The following is a 22862-nucleotide window of genomic DNA, read 5'->3' as shown; positions in this document are numbered from 1 at the left end:
ATCGGCTGCGTGACGCAAGCTTTTCCATTCATTTGTCGCAGCACTAATCAAATAAGAAATAACAGTAGAAACCGTGCATTTTCGGGCTGTCTCGGTGTGGTTGAACTCCGTTAAAATCGCCTGGAGCTCTGCTTCTGAAAGAAAGTTTTGAATCAATGTGTGGGACGTGGTATTCTTGTTCATGAGAGATTCCTCGTTTCGTCAATGTTGGTGTGGTAACTTACATTGTACAAGAGGAATCTCTCTTTTTGTATTCATTTTTTGGTAGAATTTAGATAATCAACAGACGTGAAATATTATCTTTCTTTTCACTTTAAATAAACCAAATTAAATAGGAGAGGATATGTAATGGATGAATTAGAAGCAGTCAAAGAGAAAAATACGGTTGCTATGCCACACCAGGAAGGCTGGCGGCAACAGAACAGCGATCCTAGTTTACGTGAAGTGTACAAAAGTATGAGGTACCAAAGAAAGGAAATTCTCTTCGAAAGCTCCTAGCATTTATGAGACCTGGTTATCTCGTTGCAGTTGGATACATGGATCCCGGAAACTGGGCTACGTCGTTAGCTGGAGGGTCTGCTTATAACTATACGTTACTATCTGTCATTTTGATTTCTAACTTTATGGCTATTATTTTGCAAGCACTATCAGCAAAGTTAGGGATTGTAACAGGAAGAGACTTAGCACAAGCATGCCATGATCATTTCAGTAAACCTGTGTCATTTGTTTTATGGATATTATGTGAATTAGCTATTGTAGCTTGTGATTTAGCGGAAGTAATAGGTGCTGCTATTGCATTAAACCTTTTATTTCATGTTCCTCTTGTATGGGGTGTATGCATTACTTCATTTGATATCTTACTAATCCTTTTATTGCAAAATAAAGGATTTCGTTATATTGAAGTGATTGTCATTAGTTTAATCGCAATTATACCTGCGGTCATTATAACGCTAATATATGGAGAAAAAGGAACCACGGAGCTTTTAGTATTAAGCCAAGTTATCCTATCTCTTCAACTTTCCTTTGCAGTTATTCCACTTGTTATGTTTACTAGTGACAAAAAGAAAATGGGTGAATTTACAAACTCACTTTGGACCAAAGTGATCGCTTGGTTTATTGCAATAGTTATCGCTATTTTAAATGTATATCTACTCTACACTACATTTTTAAGATAAAAGTATTCTAACTATGAAGTGTATTACTTCTATTCATCTAGATTATTAAAAATTTCCCTCAACAAAAAAACTCCTGTATGCTGAACCTAAAAATATATACTAAATTATATTAGCGCATGAAAAAGCAGACCCTTTTCTAAAAAGGTCTGCTTTTTCATTAAGTTTCGCTATTTCTTCTCTTCGATTATATAGACAAGAAATCCGTTATGGTCTAAGTCCATCTAAAGAAGTAGTAACATTTATATCAACCGTTCCTACTCCATTTACATTCCCGCTTTCTGTATATTGCCAAGCATTAAATCCGTTCCAATCACCTAATATAGTTGGAGTAGTAGAGTTATATCTGGAAATCCAAAGAGGTATATCGCCAAGTCCCGATATATTAAAACCATTTACATACCAAGGCCCTGTATAAAGCATAACGCGTTTTCCTGTTGTCTGCTGCACATAATCAATAAAAGTACGTGCCCATTTCGTCACATATGGCCCTGTTATATTACCTGTCGGACTAGATGGTGATTCCAGATCAAGGACAGGCATTAAATCCGTATGATATCGATTCAATACATCAACAAAATGTTTTGCTTCCGCAATCGGGTCATTTTGTTCTGGACGAGCAAAGTGATATGCTCCAACTAAAAGACCTGCTGCAGATGCATTTTGTACGTATTGCCCATAGGTTGGATCAGTATATGAAGTACCTTCAGTCGCTTTCATGTAAGAAGCATTAATACCAGACTGCTTAACTTGATTCCAATCTATATTTCCTTCCCAGTGTGAAACGTCAATAAATGTATAAGAAGGCTTCAGTGTTGTCGTTACCTTACCAAATCCTGCCCCTTGCATATATTCCACTTCAATCCAGTGGACATTGGACAATCCATTTTCTGCGTTTGAGTTATCTTGAATATTAATTCTTGATGCCTTTTCATTGTAAGCATTATATCCCCATGTATCTATAACTTTTTTTCCATCTATATATACACGAACTCCATCATCTGCTCCTGTATACAGAAGGTACTGACCAGCTTTCAGGCGCTTAGCTGTAACATAACGTGCTGAGAAATGGGTTCCTGGTACACCTGTAGCCGGTGATCTTTCAAAACCATTATCATCTTGCAAGCCGCCATTTGCTGCTTGTGGAATAGTCTTAGCTGCAACCGGATATCCAGAAAGAGATTCATTCGAATAGTAATAGGCAAGCCAACTACCAAATGGTACTACATCTGAGAATACAGCTGCTTGTCCACCATCTTGATAATATTGCGTATGAATATTGTGAGAACCAGCTGCTACGTTTGGTAATAAAACACGATTCGTTTCACCGGCAGCTAACGACCAGCGATTAATAACTAAATTATTATCAACCGAAACCTTTACGCCATCGTCTGCAAACGACTGAACAAAATAATCTCCTCCAGACAGTTGCTTATTCTGAACAAAATCACCTTGGAACTGTTGAGAAGGAAAACCAGCAGGACTTCCATATCCCCAGTTATAATGAACTTCACCGTTTGGATCGAGCTGAGTATAGGCAGTTTGCCAAGAAAGTATATTCGCATCAACCCAACCTAAAACACGATCACCTTGCTTAATTTTATTCCAAGTGGTAGAACCTTTTGTTGCACTTTGTACAACTTGTACCATTTGAAATTTGTAATCATTTGTAGGCGCTACGAAATTCGCTCCATATTCTCCATACGGTAAGCTCCATATACCATCACCGTTTGTAGACGGCTTAATAACTGCCGATCGATTCTCATCTTTAATATTAGTTAAATCTGTAAGAGACTTTCCAGCATCAAGCCATCCAATTATCTTACCGTTCTTTGCTACTTGATCCCAATTAACGGTTCCAATTGTTGCAGTTTTCACAACTTGAAGCGTTTGATAAGCATAATCATTCGTACTTTGTACATATTGTGCTCCAACAACTCCGTACGGTACTGTCCATATGCCATTGCCATTCGTACTTCCGATAACAACCGAAAAATTTGCCGGTTTTACTACTCCTGCATTGTCTAATGCATAGCTGCTAATCCAGCCAATAGCTTGGCCATTTAAACTAAACTTATACCATTGTATACCTTGGTATGTAGCGCTCTCGATTAACTGCAAATCTCGAAAAGTATATTGATTGGTCGACCCTAAATAACTTGCACCTGGAAGGCCATATGGCATGCTCCATATACCATTGTCATTTGTCGACCCCATAACAGCCGCCTGATTTATGGCTTGTATATTTGTCAAGCCACTTAACGTACGACCATCGAGCCATCCAATGACTTGATTATTCATGCTAAATTGATACCATGTAACATTTCCAATCGTTAATTTCTGAAGCAACTTTATGTCTTTTCCTACATAATTATTAGTAGAACCGACATAGCTCGCACCATTTACACCATATGGACTAGACCAAACTCCATTCCCTGCTGTATAGACGATTAGCTGATTTTGATTAACATTCGTTGCAACATTTAATACTTTACTATCAAGGTATCCTCCATCTTTTCCTTCTACCTGCACATGATACCAAAGCACACCCCCTACCTGCACACTACCAATAACATGAACCATCTTACCATTATATTTAGTAACGTCTCCAAGATAACTAGCACCTTGTAAGCCATATGGTACTGACCATATACCGTTACCATTCATATTAGTTTTCATCAAGCCATCGACATTTACCGCTTGTTCATTTGTAACTGCACTAGCTGCCAAAGCCGTGTTCGCATTTCCAACAATTACTGTTTGGGTACCACAAACAGTAATCGCGGTACATACAGATAGCCAAAATTTCTTCACTTCTAGACACACTCTCCTTAAATTGTAATAATCTTGTAGCTGGAAGAGGTCTATTTTATATGTAATGTTTTAATAAATAAGATTCCTAACATCTATGTCCCTCTCTACTGCCCTTACACATTACTATTTTTATATTCAATAACAATATAAAAATAGTAGATTTAAAATGAGTACATTAAACCAAGGATTACAATCATTCTCTCCTCCCCTTGTATAACATTCGAATCAACTACTCATTTTGTGGGGGTAGTTTTTTTAAATTCTTTCAATAAATTCGGAAAAACTTCGAAATATATTACAAAAATATCTATATATAAATCCAATTTAACTTTCCAACACACAAGTTGCCGCCATGCTGAACAAAAAATAACCGGCTACTTTCTTTCTCTCTTTGTTTGAACTTCGCACGTGGCAGAAAAAGGCCCTGACCGCTTCTACGCATGGCCGGGCCATCTAAAAAGAAAAGGGGTTTATGTAAGGTTTTTAATTTGGATTTATATAATACACTCCTTGTGTTTCTCTTCTCTTCTTACTATCCTGTTGTACTCACGTTAAACAGAGTAGAAATATAAACCCGACTATCGCTATAAACACTTTCATCATTTCATTACTTGAATAACAAAATTAATTCGATTATAATCTAATTAGATAAATATGAAAGTAGGTGATTTCTAAATGCAATTAAACAAAATTGTTGAGTTTCATAAAGCGTTAGGTGATCTTACACGTGTTCGAATTATTGCCTTACTACAGCAAGGTCATTTAAGTGGACAAGAGATCGCTGGAAAGTTAGGTCTTAAGCCCCCAACAATTACCCACCATATGACAAAGCTCCGAGAGGTTGGACTTATCAAAGAACGTCGTGATAAAAATACGATTTATTTTTCTCTTAATACAAAAATATTGGAGATGAATGCTAAGGCTATTTTTACTGTAGGAACAGGAGGCGATTCAAATATGGAAATGTCGGTTACTGAAAAAGAGCGGTCAGCTATTATCAATAATTTCTTCACAAATGATGGAAAACTAAAAACCTATCCTGCACAGAGAAAGAAAAAACTTGTGGTACTTGCACATATGGTTAAAGGATTAGAATTCGGAAAAGTTTACCCAGAAAAGGAAATCAATGAATATTTAAAGCAATTTCATGAAGATTACGCAACATTAAGACGCGAACTCATTATGTGCCAATATATGTACCGAGAAAATAATCAATATGAGTTAAACCCCGTTGAGTTATGGTGGTTAAAATAAAGCGAAACTTCCCTCAGTGGAAGCTTACTTCCTGTTAATACGGGATAAAGGGCGTTACTTCACGCCCTTATTTTTTCAACCCACTAATTAGATATTTATAAAATTAGATATTTATAAAACAAGGAGGATGGCTATGAATATTTCATTTGTAAATGAAGAAAAACAATATCGGAAGTTATTTTTAGCTGGTATTGTGAATGGGATTGGGGATCGTTTTAGTTCCGTAGCTGTGCTAGCGATGCTACTACATGTAACCGGTTCAGGGTTGGCTGTAGGAATGACTTTAGCAATTCGCCTCATACCCTCTTTATTTTTTGGACCAATAGGCGGAAGGTTGGCTGATCGATTTTCAAGAAAAACAATATTAGTTGTAACAGACCTTATAAGAATTATATTTGCCCTGTCCTTCCTATTTGTTCAAGGTAAAGAAGATATTTGGATTATTTATTTAAGTTCGTTTATGTTAGCCGCAGGAGAAGCTATATATGGACCGGCAAGAAAATCAGCAATACCTAGGCTTGTTCATAAAAAACACCTCGTAAAAGTTAATAGTTTGGAACAAGTCATGATAGGAATCGTTTTAATCATTGGAGCACTTTCGGGCGGAATCGTTTCGTCTATTTTTGGACCTAATGTGACGTTTTGGTTAAATGCAGGATCATTTTTAGGGGCCGCCGCCATCAACTATACGATTAAGTTTCCAGAGAATGAAAATAGAAAAAGGCTAGAGAAATCTGAAAATCTAATCTTTACCTTCAAAAAGGTAATTTTGATGTCTATTACAGTACAAATTCTTTTTTTCTGTGAAATATTAATAGCTTCTATAAATGGAATTGATAATGTATTAATTAGCGTCTATGCGATTAACGAATTCCATCTTGGTGATGTTGGTGTAGGTCTTTTTTATGGCGCATTAGGTATTGGCTTAATATTAAGCTTTTCTGTTGCAAATCGACTACGAAAAAACTTCCTTGTTACAGGTTTAATATGTCTATTGCTAGAGGGGATATTTCAACTGCTATTAAGTCAAACACATTTAGTAGTTTTTGTATTTCTTATGTTTTGCGGGATTGCATTTATGTCCGGAATTGGTAATGCCTGCTTTGACACCATTCTTATGAAGGAAGTTCCTGAACGACACCAAGGAACCATGTTTGGACTATTAGTAACAATTACAAATACTGTATTAGGAGTATCTATGCTTATTTCCGGAGTGGCGCTACAATATCTTACGCCACGTGCCTTAGGTTTGATTGGAGGTATCGCTTATATTATTATTGCCACTTTTCTCATTATTATCATTTCAACAAAAACATATCAAAAAAAAGAGATTATTTGAGAGTACCATTTCCATTCCATTTTATTCATCAGTCGGCAATCGGCATGGATATCCATCACAAACACTAGACTATCTTTTAGAAATTTCAGACTAGGAAGCAAGTTCTACCTAGACGTAAAAACTACTTATTTATTGCAATAATCTCCCATCTTTTTACACAGACTAGATGTAATATTTCATTCTCGTATTTAGAAAGGAGAACCTATGCAAGCATACATCGCAGAAATATTTGCCACCGCTTTACTTGTCATATTAGGAAACGGCGTGGTTGCAAATGTTCATTTGAAAGGAGCAAAAGGACACAAAACAGGTTGGATGGTAATAGCTACCGGCTGGGGATTTGCAGTTGGAATCCCTGCTGTTATCTTCGGTGGTATTAGTGGGAATCATATTAATCCTGCTTTCACCATCGGTTTAGCACTTAATGGAAAATTCCCATGGGAGAAAGTTGTTCCCTACATCATTGCACAGCTCATTGGTGCGTTTATTGGTGCTGTTATTGTTTGGTTGATGTATAAACCTTTTATGGATGATACAGAAGACGCTATAGAAGTGTTAGGTTGTTTCGGCTCTGTCCCTTCCTACAAAAAGACATATTTTAACGCATTTATAACGGAATTCATTGGTACGTTCATCTTAATTTTTAGTGCATTAGGGATCGTACATTCTCCGCTTATGGGAAAGGAACATCTAACAGCTCATGTAGTTATTGGCTTTTTAGTATGGGGACTCGTTCTTTCAGTAGGAGGTCCAACTGGCCCTGCTCTAAATCCTGCCCGTGACATTATGCCTCGTCTGGCTCATACACTTTTGCCAATTAAGGGAAAAGGAAGCTCACACTGGCACTACGCATGGGTACCTGTTATCGCTCCAATTATCGCCTCTATTATAGCCGTATACACCTACTTTCATCTATTTAAATAATGACTACTAAACAAAATGAACAAACGCAGGAACAATAATAATCAAATAACGTTATAAAGTAAAAGTTCCATCAGTGAGATTTTTCTTCATCCCCCACTGATGGTCTATATATAGATAACACTTCCTACTATGTATACAAAGTTTTTCTTTTTCATATAATTCTCCTTACTTTATCAAAAATGTAACCTACATTAACCAAACCATTTTTTCGAGGATTCTTTAAACTTATTTGTAATTCTTTTATAAAACTACCTTTATATATTTATTATTAGCAAAAGGCGACTGCTATTTTCAAACAATCGCCTCTCCTTTTACTATCCCTTTGGCAATACCATACCTTTATACAATTGTACTGTTGTCCAGTAATATGCAAAATAAATGAGAACAAACAAACTAATCGGCATCCAAATTTTCACATACGGATCAAGTAAAATGAACGAAAATAGATTCATACCTACTAATACATGAGTGATTCCAACAATCCCCGGAAATAAGAAGATGAAGAATACTTCTTTATAGATACTGCGAGAAAGCACTCCTTTTCGAACACCAATTTTTCGAAGCATAGCATAGCGGCGTTTATCTCTAGATGCTCCTGTTAAAATTTTAAACATAAGTGAACTAGCCATCATCGCAAGAAAAGAAGCGCCTAGGAAAAAACCCATAAACATTGTGCCGCTCATAAAAGTATACATAAACTGGTACGTTGTCATTTTCGTTTGCATCGGTACTTCTTCACCAACATGTTTTTCAGCGGCTTCTTTTTGGCGTTGATCAATTTTCGTAAGAAACGATTTATATTTTTGCAGATCATCAACACGAACTAAAAGGAGTAAATGTGTTGTCCCTTGTACTTTTTCATAATTTTCTTTGTCAGCAATGCGGAGCGGCTTTCCTTCAAATTGATTGTAACTAATTTGAAATTCACGAACGAGCGCCTCCTCCCATTGCTGAGGCATGCTTGGATATTTCCTTGTTGATGGATTCTCAAGCGATGTATATATAGATTCAGGTAGTGTCTCACTTACGCGGACACGAATTGGCTCTTTACTTTTTTTCGCACTTTTGTGCTCTGAAATAAGCGGTGGATGATCAAGTAAATCGTCACGTAAAAAGTATACCGCTTCTTCAGTTTCTTTATAAGCATACTTCTTTTCTTCTAAAATGTTCATTTGCTTTAATTCTTTTATTTCTTCAGCATTGGGATCATGAATCGTCGCATCATACACTCGCGAAAATTCCGTTGTCATCCCAACATTTTTTTGAAATGCCATCCCAGCTGTCATCGCACCAGCACCTAGTGCAATTAACATAGAAACTGTTCCTAACACTCTTGATAAACTATTAATTCGAAAACGTAGCTGTGCAAGCGTAAAGCTATTAAGTCCTGCTTCGTTTCTTTTTTTATTTCTTTTTAACATCGTAACAAATAAAGGAAATAATGAACCAAATATAAAATAAGTTCCAATTGTCGTACAAAATGTTGCAACTATAAGTCCCAGTTCCTGCAAGTCATTCACATGAATGATTGCGTAATATCCAATACCTAACATCAAAATTCCGAGCACCGTAAAAACCGTAATACGAAGTTTACTTTTTTCAACCTCATCTTGCGTTTCATCTTCTCGTATAAGCTCTAATTCTGTTTTGCGCAGAAGACGAAAGCTATTAATTATCCCTGTCACTACAAAAAGAACAAAGAAAAAAAGGAACGTTGCAATTAAAGCAGGAAAATAAAATGCCTCATATCCCTTCGCTGATACATCCATACTTTTTATAAGAGTCTTTCCTACTGCACTGGCTAATCCAATCCCTACCGCATTTCCAATCATTAAAGCAACTATTCCAAGCCCTAATGTTTCGATAAATAGCAACTGTGCAACCTTCTTCTTTTTTGCCCCAAGCATCATATACATACCTAATTCTTTTCGGCGCAATGTAAGCAAAAATGAATTTGCATAAAGAATGTAAAATAAGGTGATAAACGAAAGTAACACAGAACCAATCCCGAAGACAATACGAATGCTGTTAATGATACTATTTTCTTTCGTAAATTCAGTATTTAAGGCCATCGTTTGAAACATATAAAAAATACTTATACTAACGATAAGACCAATTAACAAAACAAGATAATCTTTCATCATCTTTCGTATACTATGTACAGATAATTTCAGTAACATGTCCCCACCTCCTTATATCGCTTCCTTAGAAGAACTCATTTTTCCTAGCACATTTAAAATATCTTGATAAAATGCTTCTCTACTTCCATTGCGGTGAATTTCCTCATAGAGCAATCCGTCTTGGATAAATAATATTCGTTCGCAATAACTAGCACTAAATGCATCATGCGTTACCATCATAATGCTAACTTGATGATTTTCATGTAAATCACGCATCGCTTCTAATAAACTTTTCGCATTTTTACTATCAAGCGCTCCTGTTGGTTCATCTGCAAGAATAATAGCTGGATTATGTACGAGTGCACGAGCTGCTGCCGTACGCTGCTTTTGACCACCAGAAACTGTAGTTGGATATTTCTCTAGAATTGCTTCTATCCCAAGTTTTATCGCTACCTCTTGTACTTTTCCTTCAATATCTTTTGAAGGCACTCCTTGCAGTGACAACGGCAACGCAATATTTTCATAAATTGAAAGGTTTTCAAGAAGATTAAAATCTTGAAAAATAAACCCTAGCTTTTGCGCTCTAAAATCAGATAATGCATTTCCTTTCATATTTGTTATGTCTGTTCCAGCAATTTTCACGGTACCACTAGTCGCTTGATCAAGTGTCGAAATTACATTCAACAACGTCGTTTTCCCTGATCCCGATGGACCCATTATTCCAACAAACTCACCTTCTTTTACCGATAACGTTATTCCTTTTAATACCCTTGAATGGTTTTCTTTTTTCTTTCCATATATTTTTTCTACTTGATTTACTTCTACTACATCATTTTTCATCACTTCATCCCCTATCTCTTAGTATCTATTAGTATCTTCCCAGAAATTTTTTAAGTTTCTTGTAGGTAAATTCTTAAGAATTCTTAAGATTTACGATATAAATACGAAAAAAAAATGAGCTTGGTATCATACCAAACTCATTTTTCGTTAAGCAATATTCTCTTTTTGTTCTATCTCGTAATCAATCTCGAGAAACTTCACACCAAACAGCCACATTTGATGATGTGCTGTTAACGTTGTTGTAGCCTTCTCTCTTATCGTAAACGTTTCTGCGAGTGGCAAGCGAATGGTAAAGAAGCGGTTATGTAAATATATCCCCTCATCCCCTCTTGCACTATTCCTTAATCGACTCGTAATGATAAGATTGTTTTTATCATTACGAAATTTTAATATCCCCGTCATATTTGCATACGGTAATGGCAATGCAATATTCATGTATGTTTCCTCGTTATATTCATGCTGAGAATAGAGCGCGACAAAGATTGTTTCATTTTGTTCATTTTTCCGAACCCACGCTCTAACATCATTTCTACCATCTTTTTCATCTTTTATAGCAACAATTTCCCCATACATCCTCTCTAAGCGATTTCCCATCCCTAAATGAATTTGTTGTACACGCCGACTTATTTTTTCATATAGAAAAGCAAATGGCAAAAACCAACGTGACCAGTGAATAGTTGCTTTTAACTCGTATTCTTTCGTGTTCTCATAAAAATCAATAATAAGCGGTGATACATTCTTTGTATTAAACTGTTTACTATCAAAATCTATCACTTTATTTATAAGGCCTGTATATTCCTTCTCCTCTATTAAACTATTTTCTAATAAAATAGTTTCTCCAATTTTCATCTTACCTTTTATACGACTCACCGGTTTTCCATAACGAATATATATAGGTGCAGCTTTTTCAATCATCCAGCCAATACAACCAGGTAATGCTACGCCCAATCCATTCACAACGCCATGAATCCAAACCATTTGCGCAATTGTAATCGTCATGACTTGCTTAAAGTTGCCATATGAATAGAAAATCGAAAAAAGAATAGTTACCATAAGTGTACTAGAAGAGATGATAAGAAGAATCTTTGCACTCTTTGAAGTAAACTTTGTTTTCCATACAAAAATCCCGTAAATATAAAGGGAAATAAGATAAAGTAACACTGCAAAAAATTCAAACGTTCTTGAATATGTAATCCCAATTGCAACTGTCATTGGGGAAATGATCATAATAAACATAGCGGTTGTATACACCCTACTTTTCGCTTGTTGTTTTCTTCCTAATAAACCTGCAAACAAGGGCAGTAAAAAAGCAGAATAATGAAAATGAGCCGCTGTAAGTAGAACAATATCTGAACTAAACTGCATAATTGGTATATTTGCTACAGAGGCAAAAAACCAAAATCCACCTAAAAATAAATATATAGATCCACTATCAATTGCAGTTTCTTCTAACGGTTTCCATCCTCTTTCTAATAATCGGGATACTCCAAATAGCGCGACAATACCGGTATATAAAAACCAAATTATCGCTAATAGAAAATAGTCTGTTACAAAAGCAAGCATTGCACTTATTGCTGCAACCGGATAAAAAAATGCTGCGAGCTTATAACAAAACAGTTCGTCTCCATTTCTTTTTTTCTTATCTACAATAAAAAACGCTATTGGGATAAATAAAAGAATAGACAATAATATAATCGATTCAACAGGGTGTAATTTTGGCCATTCTAATATAAGAAAAATGACATAGCACATGCAGCCAATCATTATATTTCGCATAGATTCGTATCCCTTTCTGTAAACGTCCCCTTATAGGAGAAAAGTGGTCCTAATAATGGATTTTGTACTTGTACATGTATCCGATAACACTCTGATTCATCATCATAACTTTCTACAATCTTTGCCTGCCCATATAAAAACTTTGGCAGTGGAATCTTCATTCCGCATAAGTAAAACCATTGCTTTTTAGATGAAATATGCATTGCTCCTTTTGAATCAACATGAAACGCAAGCGTCGATACAAGCAAATGCGGTTCACCAAAATAATCGACAATTTCATTTTGTTTATCATTCAAATACATGACAGCATGAAAATAACGCTTTTTTTCACCGAACAAAAACATCCGATTCCATCTTACAAATGTCTCTCCTTCCCTGTCTTTCTCTGCATTATTTTGGATAACAAATGGTACTTCTGTCCCTCTTTCTGAAAAGAACATCCGGAATTTTGCTGCTACTTTTAAAAACATTCTTACAGCCGCAGAACCTTCTGTAATTTCATCCATCCTCCCTTCTCCTGTAAAACCAAGTTCTTCTGTAATCGCATACCGTTTTTGTAATTTTGGATGTAATCGATGATAGGATTCTCCTAATAATGTTTCGTAAATGGAAGACAATTTTCTACTCCTTTCTACTTCTCTTACAATTCCTCGCTTGCGGTAAATCATTACTATTCATATAACCGATTATTGAGAATCCAATTAATATGATGTTTAACGTAATCGGATTAAAAGGTTTTATGAAACTATTGATATTTGTAAATCCCGCCGCAACTGTCAATATTAATATTATGAAAGCATGAAGAACAAATAATTTCTGTTTTTGGAAAGGTAACAACCAGATCACCCCAAACACAATTTCCAAAAATCCAACCATTTTAATCATTGCGGCAGCATCATTTTCTGAACCAATAAGCTTGGAAAGCATCTGTAGCTCTTCTGGATGAGTATATAAAATTTTCGGAATAAGACCTTGATAGATCCACACAAAAAATAGCAAAAGGCAAATGAGATGATATATAATTGTTCTTTTTAATAATAAACGCGGATGAAATCCTTTTTCTAACCACAATTTCAAGGCATCAAAACTCCAAGCTGTTGCCCACCCTAATAACGGACGAAATATATATGAATCTATAAATCTTCCTATACCTCCAAATCTCGTTTCATAATCATACTGCGTTTCAAAGCGAACTTTATTCTCATTCGGTGTATACTTCCAATAGCCTCTCCCTACCGAAATTAACGAAAGCTTACTATCTGTCCAAAATTTCAGTGACGAAATGCGTTCCCCGCCTTCTTTTTGTAATTCTCCTATTGATTCTCCTGCTCCAGCAATTTCAAGTCCGAAACCAATTTTTGTTTTATATAAAAAACGCTGTGGTTCGTCTTGGCTCTTCTCTAAATACGATATTTCTGTAAACCGTGCATCCCATTCCGTATGTATCTTTGGATCTTGTGTATACTTCCAAAGTTCATCCATTGTAGTTTCTATTTCTGTTTTTACATAAATAGGATTTTGTTTTTTCATTCTCACCCCTCCACTCCAATTACGTGTAAAATATTGTTAGAACTACTTCTTTTAACCACATTTTATACCACTTTTATTTTTTTCTACAACAGTTTAAATTTTCGAAATAATTATAACCTACTTGATTTCTCTGGACATTTTGATTACTATAAAACAAATGTTACAAACAACTTCATACAACCAATTACTCTCGCCTAACGAAGTGAGATAGAGGTCGCAACTTTTATGAGTATTCTATAGGAGACATAGAGATTGTCAGTGAATATGGATGAAAGGAAAAGTTGCCGAAATGTATATGTGTCTCTGAACATATACATTGGGGCTGTTTTCAAATAGAAACAGAACTGTCGTATATACAGCGGTATATATGAAGAGCTATCTACAAAAAAGGGAGATCATGTTTTTATGATCATCTTCTTTTTTGGCGTTTTTTTATTAGCTCCGTTTTCTGTTTCTTTTTTTCCTGTAACAGCACCATCCTCGTCTATTTGAGGTGGTGTTTTTTATTTACTTTTTTACAGGAGTAAAAGGGATCTATATTTCCCATCTTATGTTTAACAACACTTTTCGTAGTTTATTTATCTATAAAAACTTGAAAGAGGGCTCTTATCATGGAAATTATTGTTCAAAAATTTGGGGGTACATCTGTTGGAAATGTTGAACGAATTCAACATGTTGCCGATTTAATCATTGAAGAGTATGAAAGAGGACATGGAATTGTGGCGGTCGTTTCTGCAATGGGACATAGTACAGATGAATTAGTATCTTTAGCTGCTAGTATTACCGCTCAGCCTAGTAAACGAGAAATGGACATGTTACTTACAACAGGTGAACAAATTACAATTTCTTTATTAACAATGGCTGTGCAAACGAAAGGGTACGAGGCAATTTCACTCACAGGCTGGCAAGCTGGTATTACAACAGAGTCCGTACACGGCAATGCAAGAATTACCGATATAAATATAGAGCGTATTCAATCCTATGTACAAAAAGGAACGATCATCGTTGTAGCCGGTTTCCAAGGATTAAGCACAGACCAAGAAATTACAACACTTGGCCGCGGCGGTTCCGATACAACTGCAGTTGCATTAGCTGCAGCATTACAAGCAAAAAAATGTGATATTTATACAGATGTAACAGGCGTTTACACAACTGATCCACGCCTTGTAAAAGATGCTTACAAATTAGATAAAATTTCCTATGATGAAATGTTAGAACTTGCTAATCTAGGCGCTAGCGTACTTCACCCAAGAGCAGTCGAATTCGCAAAAAATCATAATGTGATGTTAGAAGTTCGTTCAAGCATGGAACAAAAAAATGGAACAATTGTAAGGGGAGAATGTAACATGGAACAACAATCAATCGTAAAAGGCATTGCATTTGAAGATAATATTACACGTGTAACAATGAAAGGCTTACAACAAGGAAAGCTTTCCACAGTCTTCTCCACATTAGCGAGCGCTCATATTAATGTAGATATTATCATCCAAAGTATTACAAATGAAGGAACTGTACATTTATCCTTCTCTATACATTCAAATGACTTAAATGAAACATTAACCGTTTTAGAAGAAAATCGTGAATCAATGCAATATGAATCTGTAGAGCATGAAAACCACTTAGCAAAAGTATCAATCGTTGGATCAGGTATGGTATCTAATCCAGGTGTCGCTGCGAAAATGTTTTCCACATTACAAGAAGAAGATATTCACATTAAAATGGTAAGTACATCGGAAATTAAAGTATCTGTCGTAATCGACCACCTTCATTTAGTAAAAGCTGTCGAAGCACTTCATGAATCATTTATGGCAAAAATTGAGCCGTTTTTATCAGTAAATTAAAAAAGAGGAGCCGACTCCGAAAAGCAGATGCCTTTCGGAAATCGGTTCCTTCTTACTTGTCCAACGATATATCGGCGGAAATGACGCATTTATTGGCGATTCGACACAAAAATGGTCTAGCCGCCGAAGCTGTTTTTTAGAACAAGTGAATGTTTTGCTTTTTACACTCTTCACGCATTTCATCTGGCCATACAGAAGATTGTACTTCACCGATATGTGCTTTACGTAAGAAATACATGCACATTCTTGATTGCCCAATGCCGCCGCCAAGTGTTAACGGTAGTACATCTTCTAAAATTCCTTTATGGAAATCGTATTCACGTTTGAAATCTTCTCCTGCTATTGTTAATTGTTCATCAAGAGATTTGCTGTCAACACGAATTCCCATCGATGATAATTCAAATGAAGATTGCAATACTGGATGCCAGAATAAAATATCTCCGTTCAATTTCCAATCATCATAGTCACTTGCACGCCCATCATGTTTTTCACCAGAACGCAACGCTCCGCCAATTCCGCTAATAAAAACGGCACCGTGTTCTTTTGCAATTGCATGTTCACGATCTTTTGGTGTTAATTCTGGATATTTATCCTCAAGCTCTTGTGATGTGATAAATACGATATCTTCTGGTAAATATTTTCCAAGAAACGGATATTTTTCGAACAAATAACCTTCTAAATCTTTGAATATTCCGTAAATTGTTTGTACTGTTTCCTGTAAATAATCTACTGTACGCCATTCTTTTTGAATCATTTTCTCCCAATCCCATTGATCAACGTAAATGGAATGCGTTGCATCTAACTCTTCATCGCGGCGAATTGCGTTCATGTTTGTATATAAACCTTCACCCGCTTCATACCCATATTCATGCAGTGCGAATCGTTTCCATTTTGCAAGTGAATGTACAATTTCTAACTCTTCTCCTGAATGCAGCATATCAAATTCAATTGGGCGCTCCACACCGTTTAAATGATCGTTTAATCCTGATTTTTTCGTTACAAATAATGGCGCAGATACGCGGAATAATTCAAGACGTTTTGATAATTGCTCTTCAAAAAATGTTTTAACTTCCTTAATTGCGATTTGTGTTTCTCTTACTGTCATTAATGTTTGATACATGATGTTTTCCTCCTAAAATGTTTTGATGTAATGAGGAAAGAAACCATTAAAAAAAAGCCCTTCTTTCCCAAAAAACTGGGACGAAAGGCTTTGGTTCCGCGGTACCACCCAAATTAGCAACAGAGGTTGCTCACTTATCAGTACGGAGATTAGAGATAACTCGATACTGTTCTTCTTGTAACGGCGAAGATCCCGGCTAAGTCTACTTTCCTAAAAAGGATTTCGGTTAGCGACTCCAGGAGGTTCTTCATAACAGGCTTCGTATCAGGCTCACACCATCCCTGACTCGCTTGGACTACGTCCTATTACTACTCTTCCTTTCACAGTCGTTTTACTGTCACATCTCTGAAACATTTTATTAATGTTTATTCTATACAAAAAAAGAAGAAAGTCAACAAAAAGTTCTAAAATGTTTTTCAATTTTTTATTTTATGTATTTATGAATAATTCGTTATAAAGAAACATTCACAATACAATGTGTCACACTCCAACAAATTAATCTGTCTTATTAATGCAGATTAATTATAAGGAGGGTCTTCATGAGTAATTTAACCAATAAAGTGAACTTTAGTGGGGGGTTCTTCATCCCCCACTGCTTATTAGTTGAACCAATCGGGCTTTTACGGGCAGTTATCCCCCACCTATCTTCTTCGATTCTCTCTCTATCTTGAGGTGGGGGTCTTACTGCCCGTTAATGCGGGATAAAGCTCCTGAATGGTTATACGTATTTATTTTTTGCATCGCTGGGATAAGTGTCGTTTCTCAAGGGTTCATCATGATTCCAATCGAAAGTCAACTTATATTCTATTTTCAAATCCCTAAAAATGTTGCCTATCTCTCAAGCAGCATATTTTCCATTTTCTACGCCATTGGATTCTTAATTTTCGCTCCTTTATCCAATCGATTTGGGAAGAAAAATATATTAGTTCTCGGACTATTTGCTTTGTCCTTTTGTACGCTGACTATTAGCTTTTGCAAAGTATACAACTTATTTTTGTTTCTTAGAGCTTTGCAAGGACTAGTAGCAGCAACATTTACACCTTTAGCTCTTGCATATGCATTTGAATTGTTTCTTTCAAAGCGTCAAGGCTATGTTATCGGGATTTTAAGCACAGCGTTTACAATGTCTAGCCTATTAGGACAAATAGTCAGCAATTGGTTTATATCTCTATACGCTTTTCCTACTCTTTTTTATTTTTTCGCTTTCATTCATCTTTTATGTGCAATACTCTTATCTTTCATTCTCCCTGCATCTATCAAAAGTGATCGTCCATTATCTATGGCATACTGGCTTGATATGTTTACATTATTTCGCAATCGCTACATAGCAATTTGTCTTGTGATTACCTATGCAAATTTCTTAAAAACATATTTTAAAAATAATATTGATAACAAAATTACTAACTAAATAAATCTATTTTAATTTTCCAAGATAGAACTCACTGCCATGCAGCACAAAAATGGTCTGCCTTGTGTTCTCTGTTGTTTTTTTACTGCGAGTGGCAAGCAGAGGGACTGATCGCTTCTATACATGATCAAACACTCTCCCCCACCTAAAAAAGTGTTTTTCAATTTGTATACATAAAATTCTACAAATGATTTTGAAACCCTTTAGACCAAGAAGAATGAATGGGTTCCCACCCATATTCCTTTCGGGCTTTTGTATTGGAAGCGCCGCGTTCCCCTCGATTACTACCAGTTTGAGCAGAAGGCTGAGGGGCACCGATTGAAGAAGCATAAACTGGTAACCAATCCTGTCCCTGTGCAGGATAATCATCGACAATGTTGACCGAACCAGGTGGCCATTCTAGTGCGAGTAATGCAGCTCTAGCTGCATCGTCTACATGTAAAAAAGAAACGATACCATCCGTTGCGGCCATTTCTTGTCGTCGTACTTGTTCAGCGATCATTCCATCTATTGCATACCAAGTTCCCGGTCCATAAAGCGTTCCGTAACGAAGTATAACAAACTCTGGCATTTGAGACACTTTTTCTTCTAACGCCATAATACCTTCTATCGTTGTTTTTCGCGGAAACGGAGCAGTAATATCTAACAGTTCTTCCTCTGTAGCTGGAACCTCTCCAGGTTCATACGCCCACGAAACACTTTGTGCAATGATTCGTCTAATTCCCGCTGATTTTGCAGCATCTACAAGATTTTCTGTCCCCTCCATTCGCATTTTTGCATTATCTACGGAGCTTCCCCCACTTAACGATGTAAGTTGATGAATCACTACATCCGGCTGACTATTTTGCAATGCAGTGAATACAGCATCGCGATCAAATGCATCGGCCACCACGGGCTTTGCACCCAATTTTGTAATTGTACTTGCCTTTGATTCATCACGAATCATTCCGAACACATCGTGGCCCTCCTGTACTAACAAAGGAATTAAAGAGCGTCCGATTACACCAGTTGCTCCGGCAAGAAAAATGTTCAATTCTATTCCCCCTATATATGTTTCAACTAATCCGTCTTGTTTTTTAAGACTGTTATTTTGCAGTTCATATATAAGACAAATTGGGTTTATAAATCGTGACATGAATCGAAAAATTTACTATATAAATCCATTTTAATGTTTCAGCTTACAAGTTGCTGCTAGAGAGAAAAATATCTTGCACTCGTTTTCTCTCTTTGTTTTAACCATTGTCCGTGGCAGGAAAAGGCCCTGACTGCTTCTATGCATGGCCAGACGCTCTTGCCTATCTAAAATGTCATTTTTTCAATTTGTATTTATAATAAAAAACCATCTATTACTATGCTAGAGATCTTACAACTTATTCATAATTGCTTCTACGATATGTTCAACCGCCATCTCCCCATCAATTACGTAGTCAACATTTGGTTTCACACTTTTCTCCATCTCTAAATATGCCTCTCTCCCAGCTTGCAAGTATACCTCACATTCGAAAAGAACCTCATCAATAGTATGTAAAGGATTACGAATAAATCTTCCCGCCATTGCTATGTCTAATGGCGTATCAATATAAAATGAAATGTCTATCACATCTTTCATCTCATTAACCTGAGAATTTTGCGCATTACTGTCCATGTTATGATATACTATTATATCCTGCTGTTCATTTTTATGAGCAACTGTCGGAAAGGAAAAAGTCATTAATCAGAATTTTATTCCAAAGATTTATTGACTACTGTGGAAACAGATTTGCTATACAATAATAACGGAGTGATTATATTATATGAGTAAAGCTAAAGGTAAAGGCGGAACAGGTAGAGGAACAGGCAGTAAGGGCTGGAATCGATGGAAAGCCAGTGCCAACAAAAAAAAGAGTGCCAAACCTTATACAAGCAAAGGTGTTAAAAAAGCAGGTGGCGCAAAGACAAACAGTAATACAGGTGACAAATCCGAAAGATAGGGACTGCTATTTCCGTTTTATATCTTTCGTGTAAGTGTATGTGTGGGTTTATTTTGCAGAGAAAAGCAAAGATTTAAAACAACAAAACAAGTGGTTACTCATTTTTAAAAGACAACTTTTTAAAATTCATTAATACGATAATCTATATTATGGAAAAATGGGCGTATATATAGATGCAAATTGAAAAACTAACATGAAAACCCTCTTCTTTTTCGGTGGGCGAGAGCAACTGGCCATGCATAGAGGCGGTCAGTTCCTTTTCCTGCCACGTGCAAAGTTTACAACAAAGATAGAAAGCAAGTGGCGGCCATGTTTTGTTCTGCATAGCAGCGACTTATATGTTAAAAAGTCAACTTGTATTTATATAAAACAGTAAAAATGATATACAAAAAGATGTTTGCCACAAATAAGCAAACATCTTTTTCATTTATCGTTCTTTCTCCACTTAGTCGTCTTCAGTCAACCGCTTCGCTTCAAAATATAACACTTGAATAAATTTCTTCGTATTAATTCGTGTATGACCGGCTGTTGCTAATGATTCGTTTGTTAACTCTGTCATTCGCTTACGCACAATTGTAAAATCAAAAAATTTCGGAGCATAGCTTTCAAATTTCGGATTCGAAAAATCTGTTAAACCAAGAGAAGCTAAATGATTGAGTGATTGATAAATTGCTCGGCGCACCCTTTGCTCTGAAGCTTTTCTCTCTTTATCAATCTCACATTCCGAAGCCATTTCACCTAACTTTTTAACCGTAATATGTTGAAAAATATCTTTTAATACTGGAAATCCATGTTCAAAGGTTGCCTTCTTTTCATATTGATATAAGTATTCCAGCATACTTAGTAAATCTTTACTTCCGTTCTCCCCAGCAATCCCTAGTTCTGCTAATAAAAAACGACAAAAATCAACAAATTTTTTCTCTTCTAGTCCTGATTCTATTCGTCCCTTTGGTTGCTCCCATTGAAATACATTGTTTAATGACTTTTGAATATCTTGAATAGACCGTTCCAAACGAATACGTTCTATCACTTTTCGTACAACGGATACAACTTCAATTTTATTAAGAGGTTTTGTAATATAATATTCAATACCAAGAGAGTAAGCTTCACCTATTAATTGTTTTGATTCTACTTGAGAAATCATAACCACTTTCCCCGAAAATGATGGGAGAATGTGCCGAACCGTTTCAATCCCATCACGAATTGGCATTAATAAGTCAATAAATAATATATCTACTTTTTTAAAGTTTAACTGATCGCCTTCTACGAAAGCCCCATCTTCTTCTTCTCCAATTAATTCTCCAAGGTCTTCATCTTCAATAATTTTCGCTAACATAGAACGAAATACTTCATCATCATCTACGATGTAATAAAACATAGACTCATCCTTCCTTAATAAGGCTAGATTCCGGCAGCCGTACAATAAACTTGCAGCCTCTTTCAGCGTCTCTGTCTTGTAGTATAACCTCCCCCTCAAGTTCCGTCACCATCTCTTTTATATAAGATAGGCCGATTCCTGTTGACGGCGTTCCTGATTGATCATATTTTGAAGTAAAACCAGGCTTAAATACTAACTCCTTATATTTTCCTGAAATGCCCGGACCATCGTCTATTACTTCAAACGTAACAACCGCTCCTTGCTTCTTAATATAAATTGCAATTATACCAGCACGTTCAATCGCTTCTACAGCATTTGCAACTAAATTATTTAAAATCGACAGTACGGTATATACATGATACTGCGTATGTTCCCCTTTTACTTGTTTAGAAAATACAATTTCCTTCTGTAATAATTGCGCATATTTCTCGTTAATTCTTATAATCATTTCTGCTAATTCATTTCCATTTACATATTCTGAAAGATTTTTATCTAAAAGAAGTTTAGATAACCCAGCAAAAATTCTTTGATTGTCTTTTTTTATTTCGTGCACTTCTCCTGCAATTTTCAGTGCGTTCTTACTATACGCCTCTATCTCATTATCAGCGCTACCTTTCTTTTGTAGATCTCGATATAATTGATAAGCTTCTTGTGTAATCCTTTCTGCATCTTGCAACGTTTTCTTCAAGTGAACAGATTCTACATACAAATTAGAAAGATGCATAAACATTTTTTCATTTTCTTTTCGGACCTGTGCTTCTTTTAATTTTGTCTCATATAAACTCATCATATTTAAAAAGCCAAGCGCAAAAAAACTGCGAAAAATAGCAATAATAATAATTTTATTGACTTCTGAAACTGTAATCATCGTGCTTAGCACAAAAATATGATAAAAAGTAAGTTCTGCCATGCTTGAAATAATTTCAATCGTAATACCAAAACACCCGATTATAAATGGCTTTTGATGAAATCGGTTTACTCTGCACACTGAAAAAAGATTTCCATATACGAAATAATAAAAGAAAACTGGATAACGCATACAAAAGGAGTCTGAGAAATGAAAAGAACTTTGTAACATCCAATCAAGGCCAATTCGAAATGTTACGACAGATATCCCGACAAGAACTCCCGCTATAGCAGCTGGAATTTTCCTTAACAATAATAGTAAAAAGAAGAAAATCGGTGTTCCAAAGCTAACACGAAATGTATCATTAAATGGATGAAAGTTCAGCTCTCCAGCAACCGGAACAATCAAAATTAACATAATTAAAAGTGAAATATCTTTCTTCCACAGTTGATGCCAGTTCAATACGTCACTTCCCATTATTTAGTCTTTACATATAATAAGGAAGCCCGCTTAATATATAAACGGGCTC

16 protein-coding genes, 4 pseudogenes, 1 riboswitch and 1 other annotated feature are annotated in these 22862 nt (G+C 35.9%); of the genes and pseudogenes, 7 read left to right on the top strand and 13 right to left on the bottom strand.

Going from position 1 to position 22862, the window contains the following annotated elements; genetic code table 11:
* Positions 1-183: pseudogene (locus H280_RS24900) on the bottom strand (IS4 family transposase); the annotation flags it as partial.
* A 207-nt stretch (positions 184-390) separates the two neighbouring features.
* Here H280_RS24900 and H280_RS23310 point away from each other — a divergent pair.
* Positions 391-1175: pseudogene (locus H280_RS23310) on the top strand (Nramp family divalent metal transporter).
* Positions 1176-1385: 210 nt separating this feature from the next.
* On the opposite strand, the pseudogene H280_RS26380 reads toward H280_RS23310, so the two are convergent.
* Together H280_RS26380 and H280_RS24400 are read right to left on the bottom strand one after the other, a co-directional pair.
* Positions 1386-2021, bottom strand: a pseudogene (locus H280_RS26380) (glycoside hydrolase family 25 protein); the annotation flags it as partial.
* A pseudogene (locus H280_RS24400) lies at positions 1995-3986 on the bottom strand (GW domain-containing glycosaminoglycan-binding protein); the annotation flags it as partial. The pseudogenes H280_RS26380 and H280_RS24400, both read right to left, overlap by 27 nt.
* A gap of 675 nt (positions 3987-4661) precedes the next feature.
* Here H280_RS24400 and H280_RS0108105 point away from each other — a divergent pair.
* From H280_RS0108105 to H280_RS0108095, 3 genes are all read left to right on the top strand, one after another.
* Positions 4662-5240 (top strand): DUF2087 domain-containing protein, encoded by a 579-nt coding sequence (locus tag H280_RS0108105; RefSeq protein WP_020060619.1) that lies wholly within the window; start codon positions 4662-4664, stop codon positions 5238-5240.
* 133 nt (positions 5241-5373) lie between these two features.
* Positions 5374-6579, top strand: a complete 1206-nt coding sequence (locus tag H280_RS0108100; RefSeq protein WP_020060618.1) for an MFS transporter — start codon at positions 5374-5376, stop codon at positions 6577-6579.
* A gap of 204 nt (positions 6580-6783) precedes the next feature.
* Positions 6784-7503 carry an MIP/aquaporin family protein gene (locus H280_RS0108095; RefSeq protein WP_020060617.1) on the top strand — a complete coding sequence of 240 codons (720 nt, stop codon included), beginning with the start codon at positions 6784-6786 and terminating at the stop codon, positions 7501-7503.
* 314 nt (positions 7504-7817) lie between these two features.
* On the opposite strand, the gene H280_RS0108090 is transcribed toward H280_RS0108095, so the two are convergent.
* The 5 genes from H280_RS0108090 to H280_RS0108070 all read right to left on the bottom strand — a co-directional run bounded on the left by H280_RS0108090 (position 7818) and on the right by H280_RS0108070 (position 13769).
* A complete protein-coding gene (locus H280_RS0108090; RefSeq protein ID WP_020060616.1) occupies positions 7818-9683 on the bottom strand; it encodes an ABC transporter permease in 1866 nt (621 codons plus the stop codon).
* A gap of 12 nt (positions 9684-9695) precedes the next feature.
* Positions 9696-10463 carry an ABC transporter ATP-binding protein gene (locus H280_RS0108085; RefSeq protein ID WP_020060615.1) on the bottom strand — a complete coding sequence of 256 codons (768 nt, stop codon included), beginning with the start codon at positions 10461-10463 and terminating at the stop codon, positions 9696-9698.
* A gap of 147 nt (positions 10464-10610) precedes the next feature.
* Positions 10611-12239 (bottom strand): YndJ family protein, encoded by a 1629-nt coding sequence (locus tag H280_RS0108080; RefSeq protein WP_020060614.1) that lies wholly within the window; start codon positions 12237-12239, stop codon positions 10611-10613.
* Positions 12227-12856 carry a DUF4166 domain-containing protein gene (locus tag H280_RS0108075; protein ID WP_020060613.1) on the bottom strand — a complete coding sequence of 210 codons (630 nt, stop codon included), beginning with the start codon at positions 12854-12856 and terminating at the stop codon, positions 12227-12229. Before H280_RS0108075 ends, H280_RS0108080 begins: the two co-directional genes overlap by 13 nt.
* A gap of 4 nt (positions 12857-12860) precedes the next feature.
* Positions 12861-13769: a DoxX-like family protein gene (locus H280_RS0108070; RefSeq protein WP_020060612.1), complete on the bottom strand. Its 909-nt coding sequence runs from the start codon at positions 13767-13769 to the stop codon at positions 12861-12863.
* Positions 13770-13969: 200 nt separating this feature from the next.
* A riboswitch (Lysine riboswitch) is annotated at positions 13970-14155 on the top strand.
* A gap of 225 nt (positions 14156-14380) precedes the next feature.
* On the opposite strand from H280_RS0108070, the gene H280_RS0108065 reads away from it, so the two are divergent.
* The gene (locus tag H280_RS0108065; protein ID WP_020060611.1) at positions 14381-15610 is read left to right on the top strand and encodes an aspartate kinase; all 1230 of its coding nucleotides are present in this window, start codon (positions 14381-14383) and stop codon (positions 15608-15610) included.
* Between the two features lie 136 nt (positions 15611-15746).
* Here the strand turns inward: H280_RS0108065 and asnA are convergent, their stop codons facing one another.
* Complete coding sequence (gene asnA / locus H280_RS0108060; RefSeq protein ID WP_020060610.1) at positions 15747-16730, bottom strand: aspartate--ammonia ligase; 984 nt, start codon at positions 16728-16730, stop codon at positions 15747-15749.
* A 73-nt stretch (positions 16731-16803) separates the two neighbouring features.
* Positions 16804-17063 (bottom strand) — a binding site (T-box leader).
* 361 nt (positions 17064-17424) lie between these two features.
* Between asnA and H280_RS23300 the strand changes: the two genes are divergently transcribed.
* A complete protein-coding gene (locus tag H280_RS23300; protein ID WP_020060609.1) occupies positions 17425-18138 on the top strand; it encodes an MFS transporter in 714 nt (237 codons plus the stop codon).
* A 181-nt stretch (positions 18139-18319) separates the two neighbouring features.
* Here the strand turns inward: H280_RS23300 and H280_RS0108050 are convergent, their stop codons facing one another.
* The gene (locus H280_RS0108050) at positions 18320-19171 is read right to left on the bottom strand and encodes an NAD-dependent epimerase/dehydratase family protein (protein WP_020060608.1); all 852 of its coding nucleotides are present in this window, start codon (positions 19169-19171) and stop codon (positions 18320-18322) included.
* Positions 19172-19501: 330 nt separating this feature from the next.
* On the bottom strand, positions 19502-19738 hold the full coding sequence (locus H280_RS23295; protein ID WP_155894980.1) for a hypothetical protein: 237 nt from the start codon (positions 19736-19738) through the stop codon (positions 19502-19504).
* Between the two features lie 193 nt (positions 19739-19931).
* Here H280_RS23295 and H280_RS24890 point away from each other — a divergent pair, with 193 nt between their 5' ends.
* The gene (locus H280_RS24890; RefSeq protein ID WP_020060606.1) at positions 19932-20108 is read left to right on the top strand and encodes a DUF3934 family protein; all 177 of its coding nucleotides are present in this window, start codon (positions 19932-19934) and stop codon (positions 20106-20108) included.
* A gap of 445 nt (positions 20109-20553) precedes the next feature.
* Here the strand turns inward: H280_RS24890 and H280_RS0108035 are convergent, their stop codons facing one another.
* A complete protein-coding gene (locus H280_RS0108035; RefSeq protein WP_020060605.1) occupies positions 20554-21486 on the bottom strand; it encodes a response regulator in 933 nt (310 codons plus the stop codon).
* 4 nt (positions 21487-21490) lie between these two features.
* Positions 21491-22795 carry an ATP-binding protein gene (locus H280_RS0108030; RefSeq protein ID WP_020060604.1) on the bottom strand — a complete coding sequence of 435 codons (1305 nt, stop codon included), beginning with the start codon at positions 22793-22795 and terminating at the stop codon, positions 21491-21493.
* Positions 22796-22862 lie beyond the last annotated feature (67 nt).

It is taken from the genome of Bacillus sp. 123MFChir2, from assembly GCF_000383235.1.
Lineage (GTDB): Bacteria > Bacillota > Bacilli > Bacillales > Bacillaceae_G > Bacillus_A.
Note: the sequence above shows the minus strand (reverse complement) of the source record. Positions and strands in the feature narration are given on the sequence as shown.

What these genes read in the sequence shown, in the direction of transcription:
- H280_RS0108070 (WP_020060612.1), bottom strand. Translation starts at nt 13,769, where the DNA reads ATGAAAAAACAAAATCCTATTTATGTAAAAACAGAAATAGAAACTACA.
- H280_RS0108035 (WP_020060605.1), bottom strand. Translation starts at nt 21,486, where the DNA reads ATGTTTTATTACATCGTAGATGATGATGAAGTATTTCGTTCTATGTTA.
- H280_RS0108080 (WP_020060614.1), bottom strand. Translation starts at nt 12,239, where the DNA reads ATGCGAAATATAATGATTGGCTGCATGTGCTATGTCATTTTTCTTATA.
- H280_RS0108065 (WP_020060611.1), top strand. Translation starts at nt 14,381, where the DNA reads ATGGAAATTATTGTTCAAAAATTTGGGGGTACATCTGTTGGAAATGTT.
- H280_RS0108105 (WP_020060619.1), top strand. Translation starts at nt 4,662, where the DNA reads ATGCAATTAAACAAAATTGTTGAGTTTCATAAAGCGTTAGGTGATCTT.
- H280_RS0108095 (WP_020060617.1), top strand. Translation starts at nt 6,784, where the DNA reads ATGCAAGCATACATCGCAGAAATATTTGCCACCGCTTTACTTGTCATA.
- asnA (WP_020060610.1), bottom strand. Translation starts at nt 16,730, where the DNA reads ATGTATCAAACATTAATGACAGTAAGAGAAACACAAATCGCAATTAAG.
- H280_RS23300 (WP_020060609.1), top strand. Translation starts at nt 17,425, where the DNA reads ATGCGGGATAAAGCTCCTGAATGGTTATACGTATTTATTTTTTGCATC.
- H280_RS0108100 (WP_020060618.1), top strand. Translation starts at nt 5,374, where the DNA reads ATGAATATTTCATTTGTAAATGAAGAAAAACAATATCGGAAGTTATTT.
- H280_RS0108090 (WP_020060616.1), bottom strand. Translation starts at nt 9,683, where the DNA reads ATGTTACTGAAATTATCTGTACATAGTATACGAAAGATGATGAAAGAT.
- H280_RS0108085 (WP_020060615.1), bottom strand. Translation starts at nt 10,463, where the DNA reads ATGAAAAATGATGTAGTAGAAGTAAATCAAGTAGAAAAAATATATGGA.
- H280_RS24890 (WP_020060606.1), top strand. Translation starts at nt 19,932, where the DNA reads ATGAGTAAAGCTAAAGGTAAAGGCGGAACAGGTAGAGGAACAGGCAGT.